General features: G+C 64.5%; 16 protein-coding genes. 9 read left to right on the top strand and 7 right to left on the bottom strand.

Translation table 11 applies throughout. The features are described from left to right. Positions 1 to 29: 29 nt before the first annotated feature. Positions 30 to 1,367 (top strand): amidohydrolase family protein, encoded by a 1,338-nt coding sequence (locus ACIPY2_RS08615; protein WP_400265960.1) that lies wholly within the window; start codon positions 30 to 32, stop codon positions 1,365 to 1,367. Between the two features lie 50 nt (positions 1,368 to 1,417). Beyond that, the gene (locus tag ACIPY2_RS08610) at positions 1,418 to 2,170 is read left to right on the top strand and encodes an ArsR/SmtB family transcription factor (RefSeq protein ID WP_400265959.1); all 753 of its coding nucleotides are present in this window, start codon (positions 1,418 to 1,420) and stop codon (positions 2,168 to 2,170) included. Here ACIPY2_RS08610 and ACIPY2_RS08605 read toward each other — a convergent pair. Together ACIPY2_RS08605 and ACIPY2_RS08600 are read right to left on the bottom strand one after the other, a co-directional pair. Beyond that, positions 2,139 to 3,143, bottom strand: coding sequence for a nucleoside hydrolase (locus tag ACIPY2_RS08605; protein ID WP_400265958.1), 1,005 nt, complete (start codon positions 3,141 to 3,143; stop codon positions 2,139 to 2,141). The two genes, ACIPY2_RS08610 and ACIPY2_RS08605, sit on opposite strands and share 32 nt — an antisense overlap. An 88-nt stretch (positions 3,144 to 3,231) precedes the next feature. Further along, a complete protein-coding gene (locus ACIPY2_RS08600) occupies positions 3,232 to 4,659 on the bottom strand; it encodes an MFS transporter (RefSeq protein ID WP_400265957.1) in 1,428 nt (475 codons plus the stop codon). A gap of 135 nt (positions 4,660 to 4,794) precedes the next feature. Here ACIPY2_RS08600 and ACIPY2_RS08595 point away from each other — a divergent pair, with 135 nt between their 5' ends. Genes ACIPY2_RS08595 through ACIPY2_RS08585 form a run of 3 tightly spaced genes read left to right on the top strand, consistent with a single transcriptional unit; the run spans position 4,795 to position 6,737 of the window. Next, positions 4,795 to 5,568 (top strand): GntR family transcriptional regulator, encoded by a 774-nt coding sequence (locus ACIPY2_RS08595; RefSeq protein WP_400265956.1) that lies wholly within the window; start codon positions 4,795 to 4,797, stop codon positions 5,566 to 5,568. 26 nt (positions 5,569 to 5,594) lie between these two features. Continuing rightward, positions 5,595 to 6,476 carry a PfkB family carbohydrate kinase gene (locus tag ACIPY2_RS08590; protein ID WP_400265955.1) on the top strand — a complete coding sequence of 294 codons (882 nt, stop codon included), beginning with the start codon at positions 5,595 to 5,597 and terminating at the stop codon, positions 6,474 to 6,476. A 54-nt stretch (positions 6,477 to 6,530) separates the two neighbouring features. After that, the gene (locus tag ACIPY2_RS08585) at positions 6,531 to 6,737 is read left to right on the top strand and encodes a hypothetical protein (protein WP_400265954.1); all 207 of its coding nucleotides are present in this window, start codon (positions 6,531 to 6,533) and stop codon (positions 6,735 to 6,737) included. Positions 6,738 to 6,743: 6 nt separating this feature from the next. On the opposite strand, the gene ACIPY2_RS08580 is transcribed toward ACIPY2_RS08585, so the two are convergent. From ACIPY2_RS08580 to ACIPY2_RS08570, 3 genes are all read right to left on the bottom strand, one after another. Then, complete coding sequence (locus tag ACIPY2_RS08580) at positions 6,744 to 7,028, bottom strand: acylphosphatase (protein ID WP_400265953.1); 285 nt, start codon at positions 7,026 to 7,028, stop codon at positions 6,744 to 6,746. A gap of 93 nt (positions 7,029 to 7,121) precedes the next feature. Further along, positions 7,122 to 7,976, bottom strand: coding sequence for a glycosidase (locus ACIPY2_RS08575; RefSeq protein WP_400265952.1), 855 nt, complete (start codon positions 7,974 to 7,976; stop codon positions 7,122 to 7,124). Between the two features lie 148 nt (positions 7,977 to 8,124). After that, the gene (locus ACIPY2_RS08570) at positions 8,125 to 9,156 is read right to left on the bottom strand and encodes an adenosine deaminase (protein WP_400265951.1); all 1,032 of its coding nucleotides are present in this window, start codon (positions 9,154 to 9,156) and stop codon (positions 8,125 to 8,127) included. A gap of 82 nt (positions 9,157 to 9,238) precedes the next feature. Between ACIPY2_RS08570 and ACIPY2_RS08565 the strand changes: the two genes are divergently transcribed. Continuing rightward, positions 9,239 to 10,138: an MSMEG_6728 family protein gene (locus ACIPY2_RS08565; protein ID WP_400265950.1), complete on the top strand. Its 900-nt coding sequence runs from the start codon at positions 9,239 to 9,241 to the stop codon at positions 10,136 to 10,138. A 36-nt stretch (positions 10,139 to 10,174) separates the two neighbouring features. Continuing rightward, positions 10,175 to 10,579, top strand: a complete 405-nt coding sequence (locus ACIPY2_RS08560; RefSeq protein WP_400265949.1) for a DUF1622 domain-containing protein — start codon at positions 10,175 to 10,177, stop codon at positions 10,577 to 10,579. Between the two features lie 10 nt (positions 10,580 to 10,589). Here the strand turns inward: ACIPY2_RS08560 and ACIPY2_RS08555 are convergent, their stop codons facing one another. After that, on the bottom strand, positions 10,590 to 12,989 hold the full coding sequence (locus tag ACIPY2_RS08555; protein ID WP_400265948.1) for a Tex family protein: 2,400 nt from the start codon (positions 12,987 to 12,989) through the stop codon (positions 10,590 to 10,592). Between the two features lie 77 nt (positions 12,990 to 13,066). On the opposite strand from ACIPY2_RS08555, the gene ACIPY2_RS08550 reads away from it, so the two are divergent. Continuing rightward, on the top strand, positions 13,067 to 13,363 hold the full coding sequence (locus tag ACIPY2_RS08550; RefSeq protein ID WP_400265947.1) for a hypothetical protein: 297 nt from the start codon (positions 13,067 to 13,069) through the stop codon (positions 13,361 to 13,363). Between the two features lie 46 nt (positions 13,364 to 13,409). Here ACIPY2_RS08550 and ACIPY2_RS08545 read toward each other — a convergent pair whose 3' ends face one another. Next, the gene (locus tag ACIPY2_RS08545; RefSeq protein WP_400265946.1) at positions 13,410 to 13,841 is read right to left on the bottom strand and encodes a CBS domain-containing protein; all 432 of its coding nucleotides are present in this window, start codon (positions 13,839 to 13,841) and stop codon (positions 13,410 to 13,412) included. A 374-nt stretch (positions 13,842 to 14,215) separates the two neighbouring features. On the opposite strand from ACIPY2_RS08545, the gene ACIPY2_RS08540 reads away from it, so the two are divergent. Next, a complete protein-coding gene (locus ACIPY2_RS08540) occupies positions 14,216 to 16,450 on the top strand; it encodes a hypothetical protein (protein ID WP_400265945.1) in 2,235 nt (744 codons plus the stop codon). Positions 16,451 to 16,480: the final 30 nt, after the last annotated feature.

Raw genomic sequence — 16,480 nt, 5'->3', positions numbered from 1 at the left:
CCGGCGTTTCCTTCCCCAGGAGTACAACGATGTGCCTTCACGACCACACCTCAGCACCCACACCCAAAGGTGAGCTGCCCCGCCGCGGCATCCTCGCCGGAGCGGCGGCCCTGGCCGGGATCTCCGTAGCAGGCATCGCCGCACAGATGGTTTCCGCTCCCCCAGCCCTGGCAGACAACCCCAACTACGGACCCAACTACGCGGGTAGCCCCCTCCCAACGCAGGCCGTGATCATCGAGGGCGGAACCGTCGTCGACCCTAAGACCGGCGATGCCGTCCCGGATGGAGTGGTGGTCCTCGACGGCGGGAAAGTCGCCGCCGTCGGCAGCCGTGATGAGACCCGGAAGGCCGTTGCCGCCGTCGCAAAGCGTGCCCGGGTGCTCAACGCATCGGGCCGCTGGGTCCTCCCCGGCCTGGTGGATGCGCACGTCCACGCCAACGCCCTCGCCGATGCGCGGCTCCTCCTCCAGGGCGGCGCTACCAGCGTCCGCAGCGGATCGAGCACTTTCTACCAGGACATCGCCATGGCCGCGGTCCCTTCGTGGGCTCCCGGCGTCACCCCGCGCATGACACCGGCAGGCCTGTTCATCTCACCGGACCAGGGTGACTCGCTGCTGGCCGATCCCGACCTCGCCCCGCTTGCCACGCTCAAGGGTGGAGTCAAGGAACCCCAGGACCTGGCCTACCTCACCCGCATCAACCTCAAGCGCGGGGCCGAGGTGATCAAGACCCGCGCCAACCCTCGCGCCGGCATTCCCGAGCAGGATCCCCGCGAACTCGTTTACAACGTGGACCAGATCGGCGCGATCGTAAAATCGGCGAAGGGCGCGGGAGTGCTGTGCCACGCCTACAGCGCGGAGGGCATCGACGGCGCGGTCCGCGCGGGTGTCCGCAGCATCGAGCACGGTGTATTCATGACGGAGGCAACCATCCACGAGATGGCCCGGCGCGGAACGTACTTCACGCCAACGATGGACGCGATCACCGGCATGGCCACCTCCTCCAACCCGATCCTCGCGGCCCGCGGCAAGGAGTACACGCCTATCCTCCAGGCTGCCGTGCGGGCGGCCAAGGACGCCGGCGTGACGATCATCGCGGGAACCGACTCGTTCGGCACGGATGTCACTCCCATCGGCACTGAGGTCCGGCTTCTCTCCGAGGCGGGGCTCACTCCGTTGGAGGCCCTTCAGGCGGCGACCACCAACGCGGCCCGCTTGCTTGGCCGGGGCGACGCCGTCGGTCGACTGGTCCGCGGTTCGCTGGCCGACGTCGTGATTGTCGACGCCGACCCCCTGTCCGACGGTAGCGCCCTCGAAAAGGTGAGCACAGTTATCGCCCAGGGAGCGGTGGTCCGAAGCAATCTCTAAGGTCCCGAAATCCATTGACACGTGACCAAATGGTCACCTATTCTGGCTGCATGGACCCCGTGTTCAAGGCACTCGCAGATCCAACCCGCCGGGAATTGCTCGACGAGTTGTACCGTGAGGACGGGCAAACCCTGTCCGGCCTCGGAGCCCGGTTCGAGATGACCCGGTTCGGTATCGCAAAGCACCTCAAACTGCTGGAAGATGCAGGACTCGTGGTCACCCGCCGTCGGGGGCGTGAAAAGCTGCACTTCCTGAACCCGGTCCCCATCCGGCTCATTCACGATCGCTGGGTGAGCAAATATGCAGAACCATGGGCCGCTGCCCTCAGCGACCTCAAATCCAGATTGGAAAGTCCCATGGAAAAGATCTTCGAGATTTACATCAAGACCACGCCCGAACGGCTGTGGGAAGCCATCACCACCAGCGAAATCCGCAGCAAGTACCAGTTTGGGAACACCCTCACCTCGGACTGGACCCAGGGTGGACGCTTTGAGATGCGGAATCCCAAGGCGGACGCTCCCCTGGGCGAGGGCGAAAACATCGAGGTCGACCCTCCGCGACGGCTGGTCCAGACCATGACCGCGCTGTGGGGCGAGGATGTGAAGGCCGAGGGAACCTCACGCATCACCTGGGAGATCGAGCCCGTTGGCGATTCGTGCCATCTCACCGTGACGCACGATCAGCTGCGCGAAGGCGCCAACGACCAGCTCTATGGTGGCTGGCCCATGATCCTCTCGGGCCTGAAGACCTGGTTGGAGACGGGCGAGACGCTCACAACCCCGGGCTCGCTGATGTACGCATAACCTCGTCCTCCGAGAGCCAGGCTGCCTGCATGGTTCCCAGCAGGTGCGGCGCGAACTCCTCGCCAATGGACAGCACCACGCGGCATCGGGCGCCGCGTTGATCCGGGAAGCCCACGTACTGACCGCGGAGATCACACACGGTCTGGCCACGGCCCGGACCGCCGGTGGTGTCTACCTGCACCCGAACCTTCGGAGCAACCGCGAGTTCGACTCCCCTGACGGCAATGGCCGCAGCGAGGGGATCGTGCATGGCCGAGCAAGCGCGCCCAAAGATGTCCACGTAGAAGCCGAAGTAGTAGCCGAGCATCTCACCCAGCGCCTGCGAAACCGCGTGGTCCGAGGCCAATAGTTCCTGCCTGTGGCTCTCCTCGAGAACGTTGGTCATGGTCACGTCCAAGGGCACCAGTGTCACGTCCCAGTCTGCAGCAAGGACCTCGGCCGCGGCTTCGGGATCGTTGGCGATGTTGGCTTCGGCAACCGGGGTGATGTTTCCGGGAGCCAGGGCCGCACCTCCCATGATGGTCAGCTCCGCGACGAGTGCGGGCAGATTAGGCTCCAGGCGCAGGGCTTCGGCAATGTTCGTCAACGGACCGATTGCGACGACGCGCAGCTCACCGGCGTGCTTCCGGGCGAGTTCGACCAGGAGCTCGGCCGCCGTACCCTCCACCGGCTCACGGTCCGAGGGCTCCAGGTCCACTCCCCCGATCCCGTTGTCTCCATGGACGTGCGGTGCGCCGCCGTGAAACGTGCCCACCTGCGGATCGTGCGCGCCCACGGCCACCGGGATGTCCGGATGGCCCGCAAGCTTGAGCAGGTCCAGGGTGTTCCGGGCCCCGCCTGCGGCGCTGATATTCCCGCTGACCGTGCCGATACCTACGAGCTCGGCCCGTGGAGTGGCCAGGAGGTAGGCGAGGGCCAAGGCGTCGTCGATGCCGGTATCGCAGTCAAGGAAGAAGGGGGCGGGCTGGTTCATGGTTTCTCTTTTCGGATCGGCTGGCGCCGTGGGTCGGCGTGCTGGGAGGAGGTGCGTTGGCCCGGAGGGTGCGGTCCGGCGTCGTGCGTTAGATCTTTTCGCCCTTGGGGGCAGCGATGAACAGGCTCACTATGAAGGCGAGAACAGTGATGGACACGGAAATCCAGAGGGCTGTTGAGTAGCCAGCGGCGGTGCCGAGGCCCGCGAACGGGGCAACAACCACGACGCCGAGACTCGCCCCGATGCCGAAGCCCGCTCCGTTGATTCCCGGCAGGGCGGCGGGTGCTTCCTTGGGCGAGAGGAGGACCGAGAGGCCGTTGATGGCGGTGAGGAAGAAACCGTTGTAGAAGACGCCGAGCGCTGCGATCGCGATCAGGACGGCGATCTGGTTGCTGGCGAACAAGGCAGCCACGATTGCGCAGGCAAGGCTGGCCGTGGAGCCAACGCGGACGGTCTTGATCCAGCCGCGGCGGTCGGCTATCCAACCGGCAAGCGGCGCGGCGAACACGCCGATCAGTGCCGCAGGAGTCAGGAAGAGGAGCGCCGCGACGGACGCGGACAGGCCGAAACCGCTGTTCTTGTCCTGGCTGAGGAGCACCACGGTGAAATTGATGATGGCGAAGATGCCGGCCAGGGTCAGGACCGTGGTGGCGATGACCGGCCACACTTGGCGGGAGCAAAGGTGGTGGACGGCTACCAGGGGCGTTTCGCGCTTCTTCTCGATCAGCCAGAAAGCCGTGAAGGAGGCGATGCTCCCGGCCAGGAGACCAAGGGCGGCAGGCGAGGTCCATCCCGCGGACGAACCCGTGGAGACGAAGTACGTGATGAACACGAGGAACACCGAGAGCGAACCGGCACCCCACCAGTCCATCCGGCCGGTCGCGGCAGTCGGGAGTCCCTTCGGGACGACTTTGATGACACACACGACGGCGATCGCAGCCAGTACCAGCACGGCGACGAAAATCGACTGGAAGCCCAGGGTCTCTGCCATGAGTCCGCCGAAGTAGCCGTCCACTCCGCCTACGCCGCCGTTGATGGCAGCGATGATGCCGATCGAAGTACCAAAAAGACGGGCAGGCAGGTACTCGTTCAGGACGATGTAGGAGAGGGCGAAGATCGCGCTGGAAACACCCTGCATGAAGCGGCCGGTAACCAGCAGGGGCAGGTTCGGGGCGAAGATGCACAGCACTGTTCCCGCGCCCATGATGCCCAGCACCAGCAGCAGGGCAGTCCGGCGTCCGATGAAGTCGCTCCACCGTCCAATCACGGGACCGGAGATGGCGCCGGCGAGGAAGAACATGGATTGGACCTGGGCTACGGCCTCGGGCGATTCGCCGAAGAAGGAGCCGATGTGCGGCAAGGCCGGCGTGATCATGCTGGCGTTGAGCTGGAACGCGAGCACGGCCAGGACCAGCGTGGTGATGAGGAAGGCCGCGGCACGGCCTTGGAAGCGGCTTTCCTCTTCGACGACGGCGGCCGTTTCGTGCGGCTCCACCGCTGTGTTGGGGATGTTCACATCAAACTCCTTTGTCCGAGGGCGCGAGACGGCGCCGCGAGATGTGAGTTGTTATACAAGCATGTATTACGAGCTTGTGCAACCTCTCACATTTCTCGGGTACAGTGTCCCTAACCGATTTCAAGCGAGGCTTCCTTGACCGACAACGCCGTCCAGTTCCTGTCCCGGCCCATTGCTCCCCAGCAGGGCCAGCCCCTGCGCGTAGCGGCGTACTCCCGCATCGCCGAGGCCATCCGGACCAAGATCCTTCCGCCAGGCTCACTCCTGCCCACGGAAACCGAACTGGGCAACATGATGGACGTCAGCCGGACCGTGATCCGGGAAGCGCTGATGCTCCTTGAGGAAGACGGCCTCACCCGTGCACGGCGAGGAGTGGGCCGCTTTGTTGCTGATTCGCTCCCCCGGATCGGGATCGAGCACATCCGGCCCTTCGATCAACTCCTCGGCGGCCAGGACTCGGATATCCAGGTCAAAAGGGTTGCCGCCATCACGCAACCTGCCTCGGAATTCGTGGCGCCCGGCCTCGGGGTCCAGCCAGAGGAAGACGTCTGGTTTTGGGAAAGCGTGCTCATCCGCAACGGAGAACCTGTGGCCCACCTGCAGGAAAACGTGCCGCAAGGAATTCCGGAGGCGGTTGCACTCACAGAGGCCGCGGAAGCTCCCGGGCTGCCCGCATCAACGCTGCTTGAAGTCCTTGCTGGCGTGTCGGGGACAAGCCTCGGGCCGGGTGAATGCCAGATCAGCCTGAGCACCGCCGGTCCCAGCCGCGCCAAGTTGCTGGACCTCCGCCCCTCCGATCCTGTGCTGGTGCTGACCCAGTACGTCCGCCGCAACGGTTCGCCGTTCTACTTGGCCAAGTGCCTCGTGGCCGCCCGCGCCGGCCACCTCTCGGTCATCCAGTCCTCCTGAACTTCCGCTCCCAGATAGGCCCCTCCATGAGCTCTTCCATGCCCAAATCCGCCCTCACCATCGTGGGCAGCATCAACCTCGACATCACCGCCACCACCCACCGACTCCCCTCCCCCGGCGAAACCGTTGGAGACGGCGTCCTTTGCCGGCAACCCGGTGGAAAGGGAGCCAACCAAGCAGTTGCTGCAGCCCGTCTGGCAGGTGCCTCGCGCATGATCGGGGCCGTTGGGCGCGACGAGGCCGGACGCCAACTTCTGGACGCAATGGCCAGTGCCGGCGTCGACGTCAAGAACATCCGGCACGTGGACGAGGCAACCGGCACCGCGCTGGTCCTGGTGGATTCCGACGGCGAGAACCAAATCGTTGTGTGCCCGGGCGCCAACGGGGAGGTGTCCGTGGATGGAGTGTCCTTCGGCGAGGAAGAAGCAGTGCTGTGCCAGCTCGAAGTGGACCAGGACGTAGTGCTGGACGCCGCCCGTCGGGCCAAGGGCTTCTTTGCCCTGAACGCTGCACCGGCCGCGCCGCTATTGCCGGAACTCCTTGAACGGTGCGACCTGGTGATCGTGAACGAAACCGAATATGCGCTCATCCCTGAGCTCCGGCAAGCTCCTCTGGTGGCCGTCACGTACGGCGGAGAAGGCTCGGCAATCTTCGAGCACGGCGAACGGGTGGCCGAAGCCCCCGCCGTCGCTGTTACGGATATCGCCAATACCATCGGGGCCGGGGACGCCTTCTGTGCGGCGCTGGTCCTGGCATTGCAGGCCGGGCTGGAGTACGAGCATGCCCTTGCTGCGGCGAATGCCGTGGGTGCCGACGCGGTCCGCGACGCCTCCTCCCAGCCTGCGCTGCAGCCGCTGGATCACTACGTCGCAGCGGGCCGCGCTTTGGCCGGCGACAGCCCCACGTAGTCTGGACGGCACCTCGACGCGACGTCACAGATTGGGTTGCTACCGTGACTGAGCATGACGTCACAGCATCCTTACAGCTCATCCCTTCGCAGCGGCATGGAGACCGAAGCTCAGGCATCGGCGCATGTATTTGCCGAACTGCTCGCGACGGTCAATGTGCGGGCTCTCCAGAACACGAATGCAGACTTTACCGCACTGGAGCGAGTGAAGGGGGAGATGAGCACGGCCGTGATACTGGCTGATGTTCGGGGTGACCGTTGAATTGGCCTAGCCGACTATATTGAACCCTTTGAACTCACCGGTCGCCTCGGTCACAGCTGATTCGATGTCTGCCACGCGGCCGGGGGCATCGGGTGAGTCCAACCAGGCCAGCATGCGGTCAACGTCAGCGGACGGTCCTTCGGCAACGAGCTCCACGGACCCGTCAAAGAGGTTCCGGACGGTCCCTTTCAGCAGGAGCTCGTCAGCTTTCCGGGCGGTCCAGTAGCGAAACCCAACGCCCTGCACCACTCCGGTAACGCGCGCCGTGAGCCTCACGTCCTCTGCAACCATGGACCCACCTTAACGAATCCCGCCCTTGTTCGCTGCTCCCCGCATTGATGAATGGGTACAGCGCACAAGGGCGGCATTCGTGTCCGGGCGGACCTAGCCCACCACGATGTCGTGCGTTGCGTGGCTGTACGTGATGGTGACGGGGCCGCCGTCGTGGTTCAACTCGTGGTTAGCACCGTCGCGGGTGCCGAATGCCCCATAGTTTTCGTCCCACGAGCGGTTAAGGGCGATCTTGTAGGTGTAGAAACCGGCGGGCAATTCGGCCTGGAGCGTCCACACCTGGACCAACGGGTTGAACTCCATCTGTGCCTCGTCGTACTGCGGAGCCCAGTCCTCCGGTGCGCCCAGGATCTTGTTGAAGTCGCCCGCAACAGCCACGGCTTCCGGCTGCGGCAAGGTCTCGACGGCGGGAGTAGCGGTTGCCTTGGCCGGGGCCTTGCGCGTGGTCTTCTTGGCCGTGGTCGCCTTGACTGCCGCGGCCTTCGGAGCAGCTACCTTCGCAGCTGCAACCTTCGGCTCCGCGACCTCACCGGCAGCAGCCTTCTTGCTCGCAGCGCGCTTCGTCTTCGGCTTGGCGGGAGGCGCGGTGGGAACGGCGACGTCGTCCGGAACGGGAGTCCCGGCGTCGAGCGCTGCAGCGAAAGCCGCAACGTCAGGGAAGGCGACCGTAGCGCGCAGCCCGTCCTCCGGGATGGTCCAGCCCGAGCGTCCCTTGACCAGCCAACCCGCCTTGACCAGCTTGGCCGAGGCCGAGGTGAGGGTCTTGTGGCCACGCGGGATGCCGCCGCTAAGCAGTTCAGCCTCGTGGGCGTTGAACGGGACGCGGGCGATCGCTTCGGCCAGCACCTCACCGGCGTTCAACGTTGCTCCGGACCACACGCCTTCAGCGAGGATGTCCAGGACGGCCTTCAAACGAAGGTTGGTGTTCTCGGCGGTGTTCGCGCCCATGCTTCTCCTTCAATGGGTGGATACTCACCCAGCAGTTTGCCAATGATTTGTTAATTCCCGCGACTGCAGAAGGTAAACACCGTGTGTCGTGACCGAGTGTGACATTCGCGACGCCCTAAGTGAGCTAAGAGTCTCGCCTGGAGCCCGGTTACTGGGGAGGAAGTGACTCTTTGACCCACTCGGAGACCTCGTCCAGCAGCACGGACTTCCGTTCATCGCTCGCGAACGAGGAGCGGATCGAGTTGGCCGCGAGGGTGGCTTGCTCGGGGATGGAGAAGCCGTGGACTTTGACCAACTGCTGGTAGTTGTCATCCACGTAACCGCCGAAGTACGCGGGATCATCGGAGTTCACACACACGTTGAGCCCGATCGCCAGCATCTCGGGCAGCGGGTGGTCCTCCAGCTTGTCGACGGCACGGAGGCGCACGTTCGAGAGCGGGCACACCGTCAACGGCACCTGCTCGGCGACCAGGCGCTGTACCACCTCGGTGTCCTCCATGCAGCGGATGCCGTGATCGATGCGCTCCACGTGCAGGAGGTCCAGGGCTTCCGTGATGTAAGACGCCGGGCCTTCCTCCCCCGCGTGGGCGATCCTCCGGAGGCCCGCCTCGCCTGCGCGCTCGTAGAGCTTCTCGAATTTCGACGGCGGGTTGCCCACCTCGGCAGAGTCCAGCCCGATTCCAACAATCGGAGCATGCATGTCGAGGAGCTGGTTCAACACCTCCAGCGCGGATTCCTCGGACATATCCCTCAGGAACGCGGCAATGAGCAGTGTCGAGACGCCGAAGTCCTCCTCTGAAGTGGCCAGCGCGTTGGCTACACCGTTGACGCACGTTTCCAGCGCCACACCACGGGAGACGTGCGCCTGCGGGTCCATCATGATCTCCGCATGACGCACCCCGCCGGCAGCCGCGCGCTTAAGGTAGTCCCTGGTCATATCCGTGAAGTCCTGCTCCGTCTGCAGGACGGCCATGTTGGCGTAGTAAAGGTCCAAGAAGGACTGCAGGTCGGTGAACTCGTACTTTTCGCGCAGTTCATCGATGTCCTCGTAGGGCAGTTCGATCCCGTTGCGCTCAGCCAGGGCGAAGATGAGCTCGGGCTGGAGGGTCCCTTCGATGTGCAGGTGCAATTCGGCAACCGGGGGTGCCGACGTCGTCGTTTTCTCGCCAAAAGTTTCCACCCGACAACTCTAGGCCGGATCGCAGCCGCGTGTCCCGGACCCTCAACTTGGTTCTCTGCCGGTGCACCCGCAGACTTAAAGGATGCAGACTTTCCTCCCCTTCGCCGACTTCCGCGAGAGCGCCGCCGCGCTGGACACCTCAAGGCTCGGCAAGCAGCGCGTCGAAGCCCTCCAGGTGCTCCGCGCACTCGTCATCCCCAACTACGGTTGGCAGAACCACCCCGCCGTCCGGATGTGGATGGGACACGTCCCGGCACTGACCATGTACGGCCTTGCCATGGCCGACGAATGGATCAAGCGCGGACACCCGGACAACACCCGTGCCAACATCGCCGAGTTCGCACCCCAGGCCGCGCACCCGGACTACGCGGCCAAGATCGTGATGCCGTGGTGGCTCGGTGACGAGGACCTGCACGAGACGCACCGGTCCAAGCTCATCGCCAAGGATCCTAAGCACTACGGCCCCCTCTTCACCGGCACGGAAGAGCGCCTGGAGTACATCTGGCCCGAGCCCCGCCACGAATTCCACCCCGAGGATCCGGAAGACGAGCGCCTCTGGATCCTGCGGGCCGCCGTCGAGGATCTCCGGCCGGAGGACCTGACCACGGTGAGCCTGCCCCCGCACGGCAAAGCCCGGCCGGCCGCGAACCCGGACGAATACCAGTTTGTGTACGAGGAAGAGAAGTCCCGCCGTAACCTCGGCGCCCCCAAGAAACGTGCAGTCAAGCTCGAGAAGAAGCCAACCCGCAAGCGCGCTGCCGCGGAAGAGGCGTTCAACACCCTCCCGGGCAAGACCGAGATCGCGGTCCCGTTCGAGGGTGGGCGGGTCTTCGCACTGGGCAAGGTAGTGGGCCGGCCCATCACCGTGGACGGGCGCTTTGCACGCAACTTCGAACTCACTGACGTGATCGACCGCGCCGCGTTCGACTACCCGGCCCTGCTGCAGGACCCCCGGGTCTTCTTCCCCGTTCCCGCACCGTAACGCCAGCACCGATAGTCCAGCACCGCCAGGAGGGCCATGGATTTCCAGCACATCATCGAGGTAGTTGGCCGCTACATGGACTTTGCAGGCGTGGCGGTCATGGTTGTTGGCGCCGTGATTTCCATTCCGCTGGCCGTCCGCGGTTACCAACCCAAGCGCGCCGACGGACTGGCTCCGTTCTCTCCCTACCGCGCGTACCGCCAGTTGCTTGGCCGTTCCATCCTGCTGGGACTCGAACTCCTCGTGGCCGCCGACATCATCCGGACAGTCGCGGTGACGCCCACGTTCGAGAGCGTGGGCGTCCTTGCGATCATCGTGCTGATCCGGACGTTCCTCAGTTTTTCCCTGGAGTTGGAGATCACCGGGCGGTGGCCGTGGCAGAAGGAAAAGAAATCCGACGGCGGCACGCGGGTACCTGACGGATCATCCGTTCCGTCGTAGCCGGCCTTCGCTATTTGCCAAGCCCGGCCCGGCGCAGGGCTTCCGCCATGGCCGTGTCCGCGGGTGCTGGACTGCCTTGGCGGCGGTTGCCGCCACTTCCGGGGTTGCCAACGCGTGGGTTGCTTTGGGCCTGCCGGCGCTGCCCCGGGCCGCGCTGGCCACCGTCGCGCCCTTCGCTGCGGGCCCCTTGGCCCCGGCCACCGGCTGCCCCAGGCTCGTCTTCCAAGCGCAACGTCAGGGAGATGCGCTTCCGTTCGGGATCGGCTTCGAGCACCTTGACACGCACCACCTGCCCTGACCTCACAATTTCCCGCGGATCCGAAACGAACTTGTTGGACAGTGCGGAGACGTGAACCAGGCCGTCCTGGTGCACTCCGACATCCACGAAAGCACCGAACGCGGCAACGTTGGTCACGGTTCCTTCCAGGATCATTCCGGGCTTGAGATCGGAGATCTTCTCAATACCCTCGGAGAAGGATGCAGCCTTGAAAGCAGGTCGCGGATCACGGCCGGGCTTCTCCAGTTCGGACATGATGTCTTTGACCGTCGGCAAACCGAACGTGCCGTCAACGAAAGCCTGCGGGTTTAGGGACGTGGCCGGTGCACCGCCGGCCGCCACGAGGATCTTGCGGGCAACGGAGTACGCCTCGGGGTGAACGCTGGAGGCGTCCAACGGCTCCGCTCCCCCGGTGATCCGGAGGAAGCCCGCGCACTGCTCGAAGGCCTTGGCACCCAGTCGAGGCACCTTCTTCAGGTCGCTGCGTTTGGCGAACGGCCCGTGCTCATTCCGGTAGGCCACGATGTTCTCGCTCAGCAGCGGCCCCACACCGGCCACGCGGCTCAACAAGGCGGGTGAGGCTGTGTTCACGTCGACTCCCACGGCGTTGACGCAGTCCTCCACCACGGCATCCAGCGAACGGTCGAGCTTGGCCGCCGTGACGTCGTGCTGGTATTGCCCGACGCCGATGGATTTGGGCTCGATCTTCACCAACTCGGCAAGGGGATCCTGCAGCCTGCGGGCAATGGACACAGCACCGCGGAGGGAGACGTCCATACCGGGAAGCTCGGAAGCAGCCAAAGCCGACGCCGAGTACACGGAGGCGCCGGCCTCGGAGACCACCAGCTTCTGGACTCCCTTCACGCCCGCGGCGTCAAGGGACTTGATGAGCTCGGTTGCCAGCTTGTCAGTTTCCCGCGAAGCCGTGCCGTTGCCGATGGCCACAAGCTCAATATTGTGTTGCTTGGCCAGGCGCCCAAGCGTTGCCAGTGCCTCGTCCCACTTCTTGGCCGGAGCGTGCGGGTAGATGGTGTCGGTAGCCACCACCTTCCCGGTTCCGTCAACGACCGCCACCTTCACGCCCGTTCGAAGTCCCGGGTCCAGGCCGAGGGTGGCCCGGTTGCCGGCGGGTGCCGCGAGGAGGACATCGCGCAGGTTCGCCGCGAACACACGAACGGCCTCGTCCTCGGCATCGGCGAACAGGCGGCCTCGAAGGTCCGTGGTGAGCCGATCAAGGATGCGGCCGCGCCAGGCGAGCTGGGCCGTCTGGGTGAGCCAGGAATCGGCGGGACGGCCTTGGTTGGCGACGCCGAGGGACTTGGCCACAGCATTCTCGTACCGCGAACGGGCGGCGGCGAGGGCGTCGTCGTCGGCTGGATCTGCTTCGGTGAGGTCGAGCTCCAGGACACCGTCCTTCTCGCCGCGCAACAGGGCAAGAACCCGGTGCGAGGGCATGCCTGAGGGGACCTGCGTGAACTCGAAGTAGTCCTTGAACTTCTGGCCCTCGGCCTCCATGCCCTTCTTCACCCGCGAGACCATCCGGCCCTGCTTCCACAGGCGTTCGCGGAGGTCCTCGGCCAGGTCCGGGTCTTGGGCCACGCGTTCCACCAGGATGGCCCGTGCGCCTGCGAGCGCCGATGCGGAGTCGTCGATGGAGTGCTCGGCGTTCAAGTACCTGGCAGCTTCCGTTTCCGGGTTCAGCTGCGGGTTGGCCAGGAGGGCGTCGGCCAGCGGTTCGAGCCCCGCTTCGCGGGCTATCTGCGCTTTGGTGCGGCGCTTGGACTTGAACGGAAGGTAAATGTCTTCAAGGCGCGCCTTGGTGTCGGCCCCGACGACGGCGGCTTCGAGTTCGGGGGTCAGCTTCCCTTGCGCTGCGATCGCTTCGAGGACGGACTTGCGCCGCTCTTCCAGTTCGCGCAGGTACCGCAGGCGTTCCTCGAGATCACGCAACTGGGTGTCATCCAGCGTCCCGGTGGCTTCCTTACGGTAGCGGGCGATGAAGGGAACGGTGGATCCGGCGTCGAGCAGTTCCACCGCTGCCTTGACCTGCCAGGCCTGGACGCCCAGTTCCTTGGCGATGAGTTGGTGGATGGCAGAGTCGGCTGACTGGTGTTGGAGAAGTTGGGTCACCATGACAGTTTGCCTCACCGGGCCGACAGTTTTCAGGTCCGGCCCTATCCCGGCGCCGAGGTTAGTGCTGTAGTTGGACCATGCAGGAACTGCTGATCATTCTCCAGGACGGGTTTGAATCCGATGACGTGACGGTGACCGTCAACGGCAAGCCGGCCGCGTCCGAGCGGGGTGTGTCCACCAAGATGCTCTTGGGAATGGCCGACGAACTCACGGTGGAACTGCCCGCGAAGGGAGCCACGGTAGGTATTGAAGTCGGCAGCCGAAAACTCAGCGCAACCAGGAAGCTGGCGGGTAAGCCCAAAAGCCTGATCGTCTCGATCGAAGACGGTGAATTGGTGCTGCGCGAAGGAACGGGCCGCGAGGCGTTCCTCTAGGAGGAGCGCTTCGCGGCGGCTGGATTACTGGGTGCTCCTGGCGGGGCTAGTGAGCCATGTGCTCCCTGGCGGAAATGTGCTCCACCATCTCGCCTACGCGGTCCTCGCTGTAGTTCCGGGCAATATCTCCCTGGCTGATGATGCCGACGAATTTGTGGTCGCTGATCACGGGAAGCCGGCGGACCTGGTGCTCTTCCATCATGCGGATGCATTCGTCGATGCTGGCGTCCGCATCAATCCAGTACGGCTTGCCCTGGGCCAGCTCGCTGGCCCGTACTTCGCGGGCATCCTTGCCTTCGGCCAGGCACTTGATCACGATGTCGCGGTCGGTGATGACGCCGGAGAGCTTGCCGTCATTACCGCAGATGGGAAGCGAACCGCAGTCCAGTTCCTTCATCTTGCGGGCGGCGTCCTCAAGAGTCTGGTCTTCCGGGATACACCAGGCATCCGTGGTCATGAATTCACGTACGACACTCATGGGTCCTCCTTCATCGATTGGGGTGTATCGACGCGGGGTCCTTCGGGTTGAGCCTTCGGCACCGGCGCCGATGATGCCAGCCTACGCCGGGCTGTCAGCACTGACTAGGCAACCCTGCGGCCTCCTGGGTAATAATTTCCCGGAAACCTATGGATATATTCCATTCGTTGGAGTATCTTCGTCTTGGGTTTATTCACGGCTTCTGGGCTAAGGCCTAACACCCCCATCATCGGGACTCCCCACTCGCACCGCCCCGCCCTGAACCGTCATGCCGCCGATCCGCCCGGAGCAGACCGACCAACAAGGTCCCTCTGTGCCTGTGACGCCGGCGAACGCATTGTTTGATTGCATGCAGCGCGAGAAAGATCCCTCCCATGGACATCCCCAACGTCCCCAGCACCCTCCTTGACCCTGTGCCCCATCACCCGTCAGCCTTCCCGTTTCAGTCCCCCGCCGACCAGTCGCCGCAGTCCTTCTCCTGGCCCACCGAGGATTGGTGGCGCTGCTGGCGCACCGCAGCGATCAGCGGGCGCTATGAGGGTACGCAAGCCACCAGCGGCCCGGTGGGCAGCGCACTTGACCTGAGGCTCGACGTCGATCCCCGCCAGGGCGTCGAATCTCCGGTTCTTAACAAAGTCAGCGGCGATATTTACAGCACCCGCCTCGTGAAAGTCGACGGCCTTACCCAGCTGGTGAAGACCTATGTGGAATCGTGGATTGTCGATACACCCGCGGTGACCATGAACCGCTCGGACGCGCGCATCACCGGGACGGTCCGGTATTGGAAAGGCGCCCATCCCGCCACCACCGTGGACATTGTGGTCTCTTGGGCCCACGGCGCCATCACGGGTGCCGTGGTGACGTTCACGGGAGGCGGCGTGGCCGGGCAGCCGTTTGCCTGCAAGTACCGCTCCGATTGCTTCAGGGACGTCAACCTTGAGCTGGACTATTGCCAGTCGGTGGACATCGATCCCAAAGCACCCCTGTACAACACCCACTTGCACAACAACCGTCCCGCGGATCTGGCGGAACGGACCCTGAGCATCGAGTCCGCCTACAAAGACGCGGGCGTCGCGGTGACGATCGATCCGGACCACACTGTGATCGACGACAGTGCCGCGGGCTTCGCATCCTGGAACGTGGGCGAACTCCACGACGCCATGGAAACTTCCTTCGGCAAATACAACTCCGGCTGGCCAGCGTGGAACCTGTGGGGCGTGCAAGCAGGACTCTTCGACACCGCGGGCGTGGGTGGCATCATGTTCGACGCCGCCGCGGGCTTTGGCGGCGCAGGCCGCGGACCCGACCGGCAGGGCTTTGCTGTGTTCAGGAAGCACACATGGTTCACCAACCTGGTCAATAACCCCGCCACCCAGGACCAGGCCTGGGCCATGCGCCATTTCCTTTACACCTGGGTCCACGAGGCAGGCCATGCCTTCAACTTCCTGCATGCGTGGGACAAGGCGCGCCCGGATGCGTTGTCCTGGATGAACTACGACTGGAAATACGATCAGCGCAACGGAGCCGACACGTTTTGGGCCAATTTCCGCTTCCGCTTTGACGACGACGAGTTGCTCCACATGCGCCACGGCGACCGCGCCGCCGTGATCATGGGCGGCGATCCGTGGGCCTCCGGCGGGCACCTTGAGTCCCCTCCCGGCGCCATGACCGTATCCGGTCCCGGCAGCGATGTGGAACTGGCGCTTTCCGCGAAGAGCTACTTCGACTACATGGAGCCTGTGGCCATCGAGTTCCGCCTGCGCAATACCAGTGACGCTCCCGTGTTGGTGGATGGCCGTTTGGATCCGCGGTACGGCAACACCACGGTCTATGTGCAGAAACCCGACGGAACCGTGGTCTTGCACGAATCGGTGGTCTGCTTCTACGGCCTTCCGGAACCGGTGAACCTGGCGCCCGCCGGCAATACGGACGGCAGCGACCGCTACAGCCAACTGGTCCAACTGGCCTTCGGCACGGTGGGTTTCGCGTTCGATGAACCCGGCCAGTATCTGGTTCGGGCCGTCTACAGCACTGACGGCGTGGTCCAGGCATCCAATACCCTGCCGCTTCGTGTCGGCTTCCCCGCCACCAAGGAGGAGGACCGCTTCGCTCCCGAGTTCTTTACCCGCGAAGTGGGCCTGACCCTGGCCTTCGAGGGCTCCATGTCCCCGCACCTGAGCAAGGGCCTGGACACCCTGACGGAGGCTGCCGAGCGGTTCAGCGGCGAACCTTTGGGCGTCAAGGCCGCCACGGCAGTGGCACAGTCCGTGGGAGACGATTTCTACCGTCGCAAGGACGACAAGATGGTCAAACACCACAGCGCCGACCCGGAACGTGCCCTTGCAATAACGGACGCAGGCTTGGCCGCGTATCAGCAGGAAGGCGTTCCCGGCAGCAACCTCGCCTACCGCAAACTGGTGGAGTTGCGCACTGAACTGCACGTGAAGGCCGACGACGCCGCAGCCGCAAAGTCCGAGGTGGAAACCCTCGCCAAAGACCTGGGAACGCGGGGCGCCAACCCCGCTGTCGTGGCCCAGGTCAAGGAACTGATTCCCCCAACTCCGGCGGCCCGTTCCCGCCGGTCGGCTCCAGGGAAGCCTGCCAAATAGCCGTCGGACGGCCTTTTGACGAATGGCTTC

Origin of the sequence: Paenarthrobacter sp. NPDC089675 (assembly GCF_044749185.1) — a bacterium.
Lineage (GTDB): Bacteria > Actinomycetota > Actinomycetes > Actinomycetales > Micrococcaceae > Arthrobacter.
Note: the sequence above shows the minus strand (reverse complement) of the source record. Positions and strands in the feature narration are given on the sequence as shown.

Excerpts from the sequence above, each read along its gene's own strand:
- ACIPY2_RS08615 (WP_400265960.1), top strand. The coding sequence starts at position 30 with ATGTGCCTTCACGACCACACCTCAGCACCCACACCCAAAGGTGAGCTG.
- ACIPY2_RS08610 (WP_400265959.1), top strand. The coding sequence starts at position 1,418 with ATGGACCCCGTGTTCAAGGCACTCGCAGATCCAACCCGCCGGGAATTG.
- ACIPY2_RS08605 (WP_400265958.1), bottom strand. The coding sequence starts at position 3,143 with ATGAACCAGCCCGCCCCCTTCTTCCTTGACTGCGATACCGGCATCGAC.
- ACIPY2_RS08590 (WP_400265955.1), top strand. The coding sequence starts at position 5,595 with ATGAGCTCTTCCATGCCCAAATCCGCCCTCACCATCGTGGGCAGCATC.
- ACIPY2_RS08585 (WP_400265954.1), top strand. The coding sequence starts at position 6,531 with ATGACGTCACAGCATCCTTACAGCTCATCCCTTCGCAGCGGCATGGAG.
- ACIPY2_RS08580 (WP_400265953.1), bottom strand. The coding sequence starts at position 7,028 with ATGGTTGCAGAGGACGTGAGGCTCACGGCGCGCGTTACCGGAGTGGTG.
- ACIPY2_RS08575 (WP_400265952.1), bottom strand. The coding sequence starts at position 7,976 with ATGGGCGCGAACACCGCCGAGAACACCAACCTTCGTTTGAAGGCCGTC.
- ACIPY2_RS08565 (WP_400265950.1), top strand. The coding sequence starts at position 9,239 with ATGCAGACTTTCCTCCCCTTCGCCGACTTCCGCGAGAGCGCCGCCGCG.
- ACIPY2_RS08560 (WP_400265949.1), top strand. The coding sequence starts at position 10,175 with ATGGATTTCCAGCACATCATCGAGGTAGTTGGCCGCTACATGGACTTT.
- ACIPY2_RS08555 (WP_400265948.1), bottom strand. The coding sequence starts at position 12,989 with ATGGTGACCCAACTTCTCCAACACCAGTCAGCCGACTCTGCCATCCAC.
- ACIPY2_RS08550 (WP_400265947.1), top strand. The coding sequence starts at position 13,067 with ATGCAGGAACTGCTGATCATTCTCCAGGACGGGTTTGAATCCGATGAC.
- ACIPY2_RS08545 (WP_400265946.1), bottom strand. The coding sequence starts at position 13,841 with ATGAGTGTCGTACGTGAATTCATGACCACGGATGCCTGGTGTATCCCG.
- ACIPY2_RS08540 (WP_400265945.1), top strand. The coding sequence starts at position 14,216 with ATGGACATCCCCAACGTCCCCAGCACCCTCCTTGACCCTGTGCCCCAT.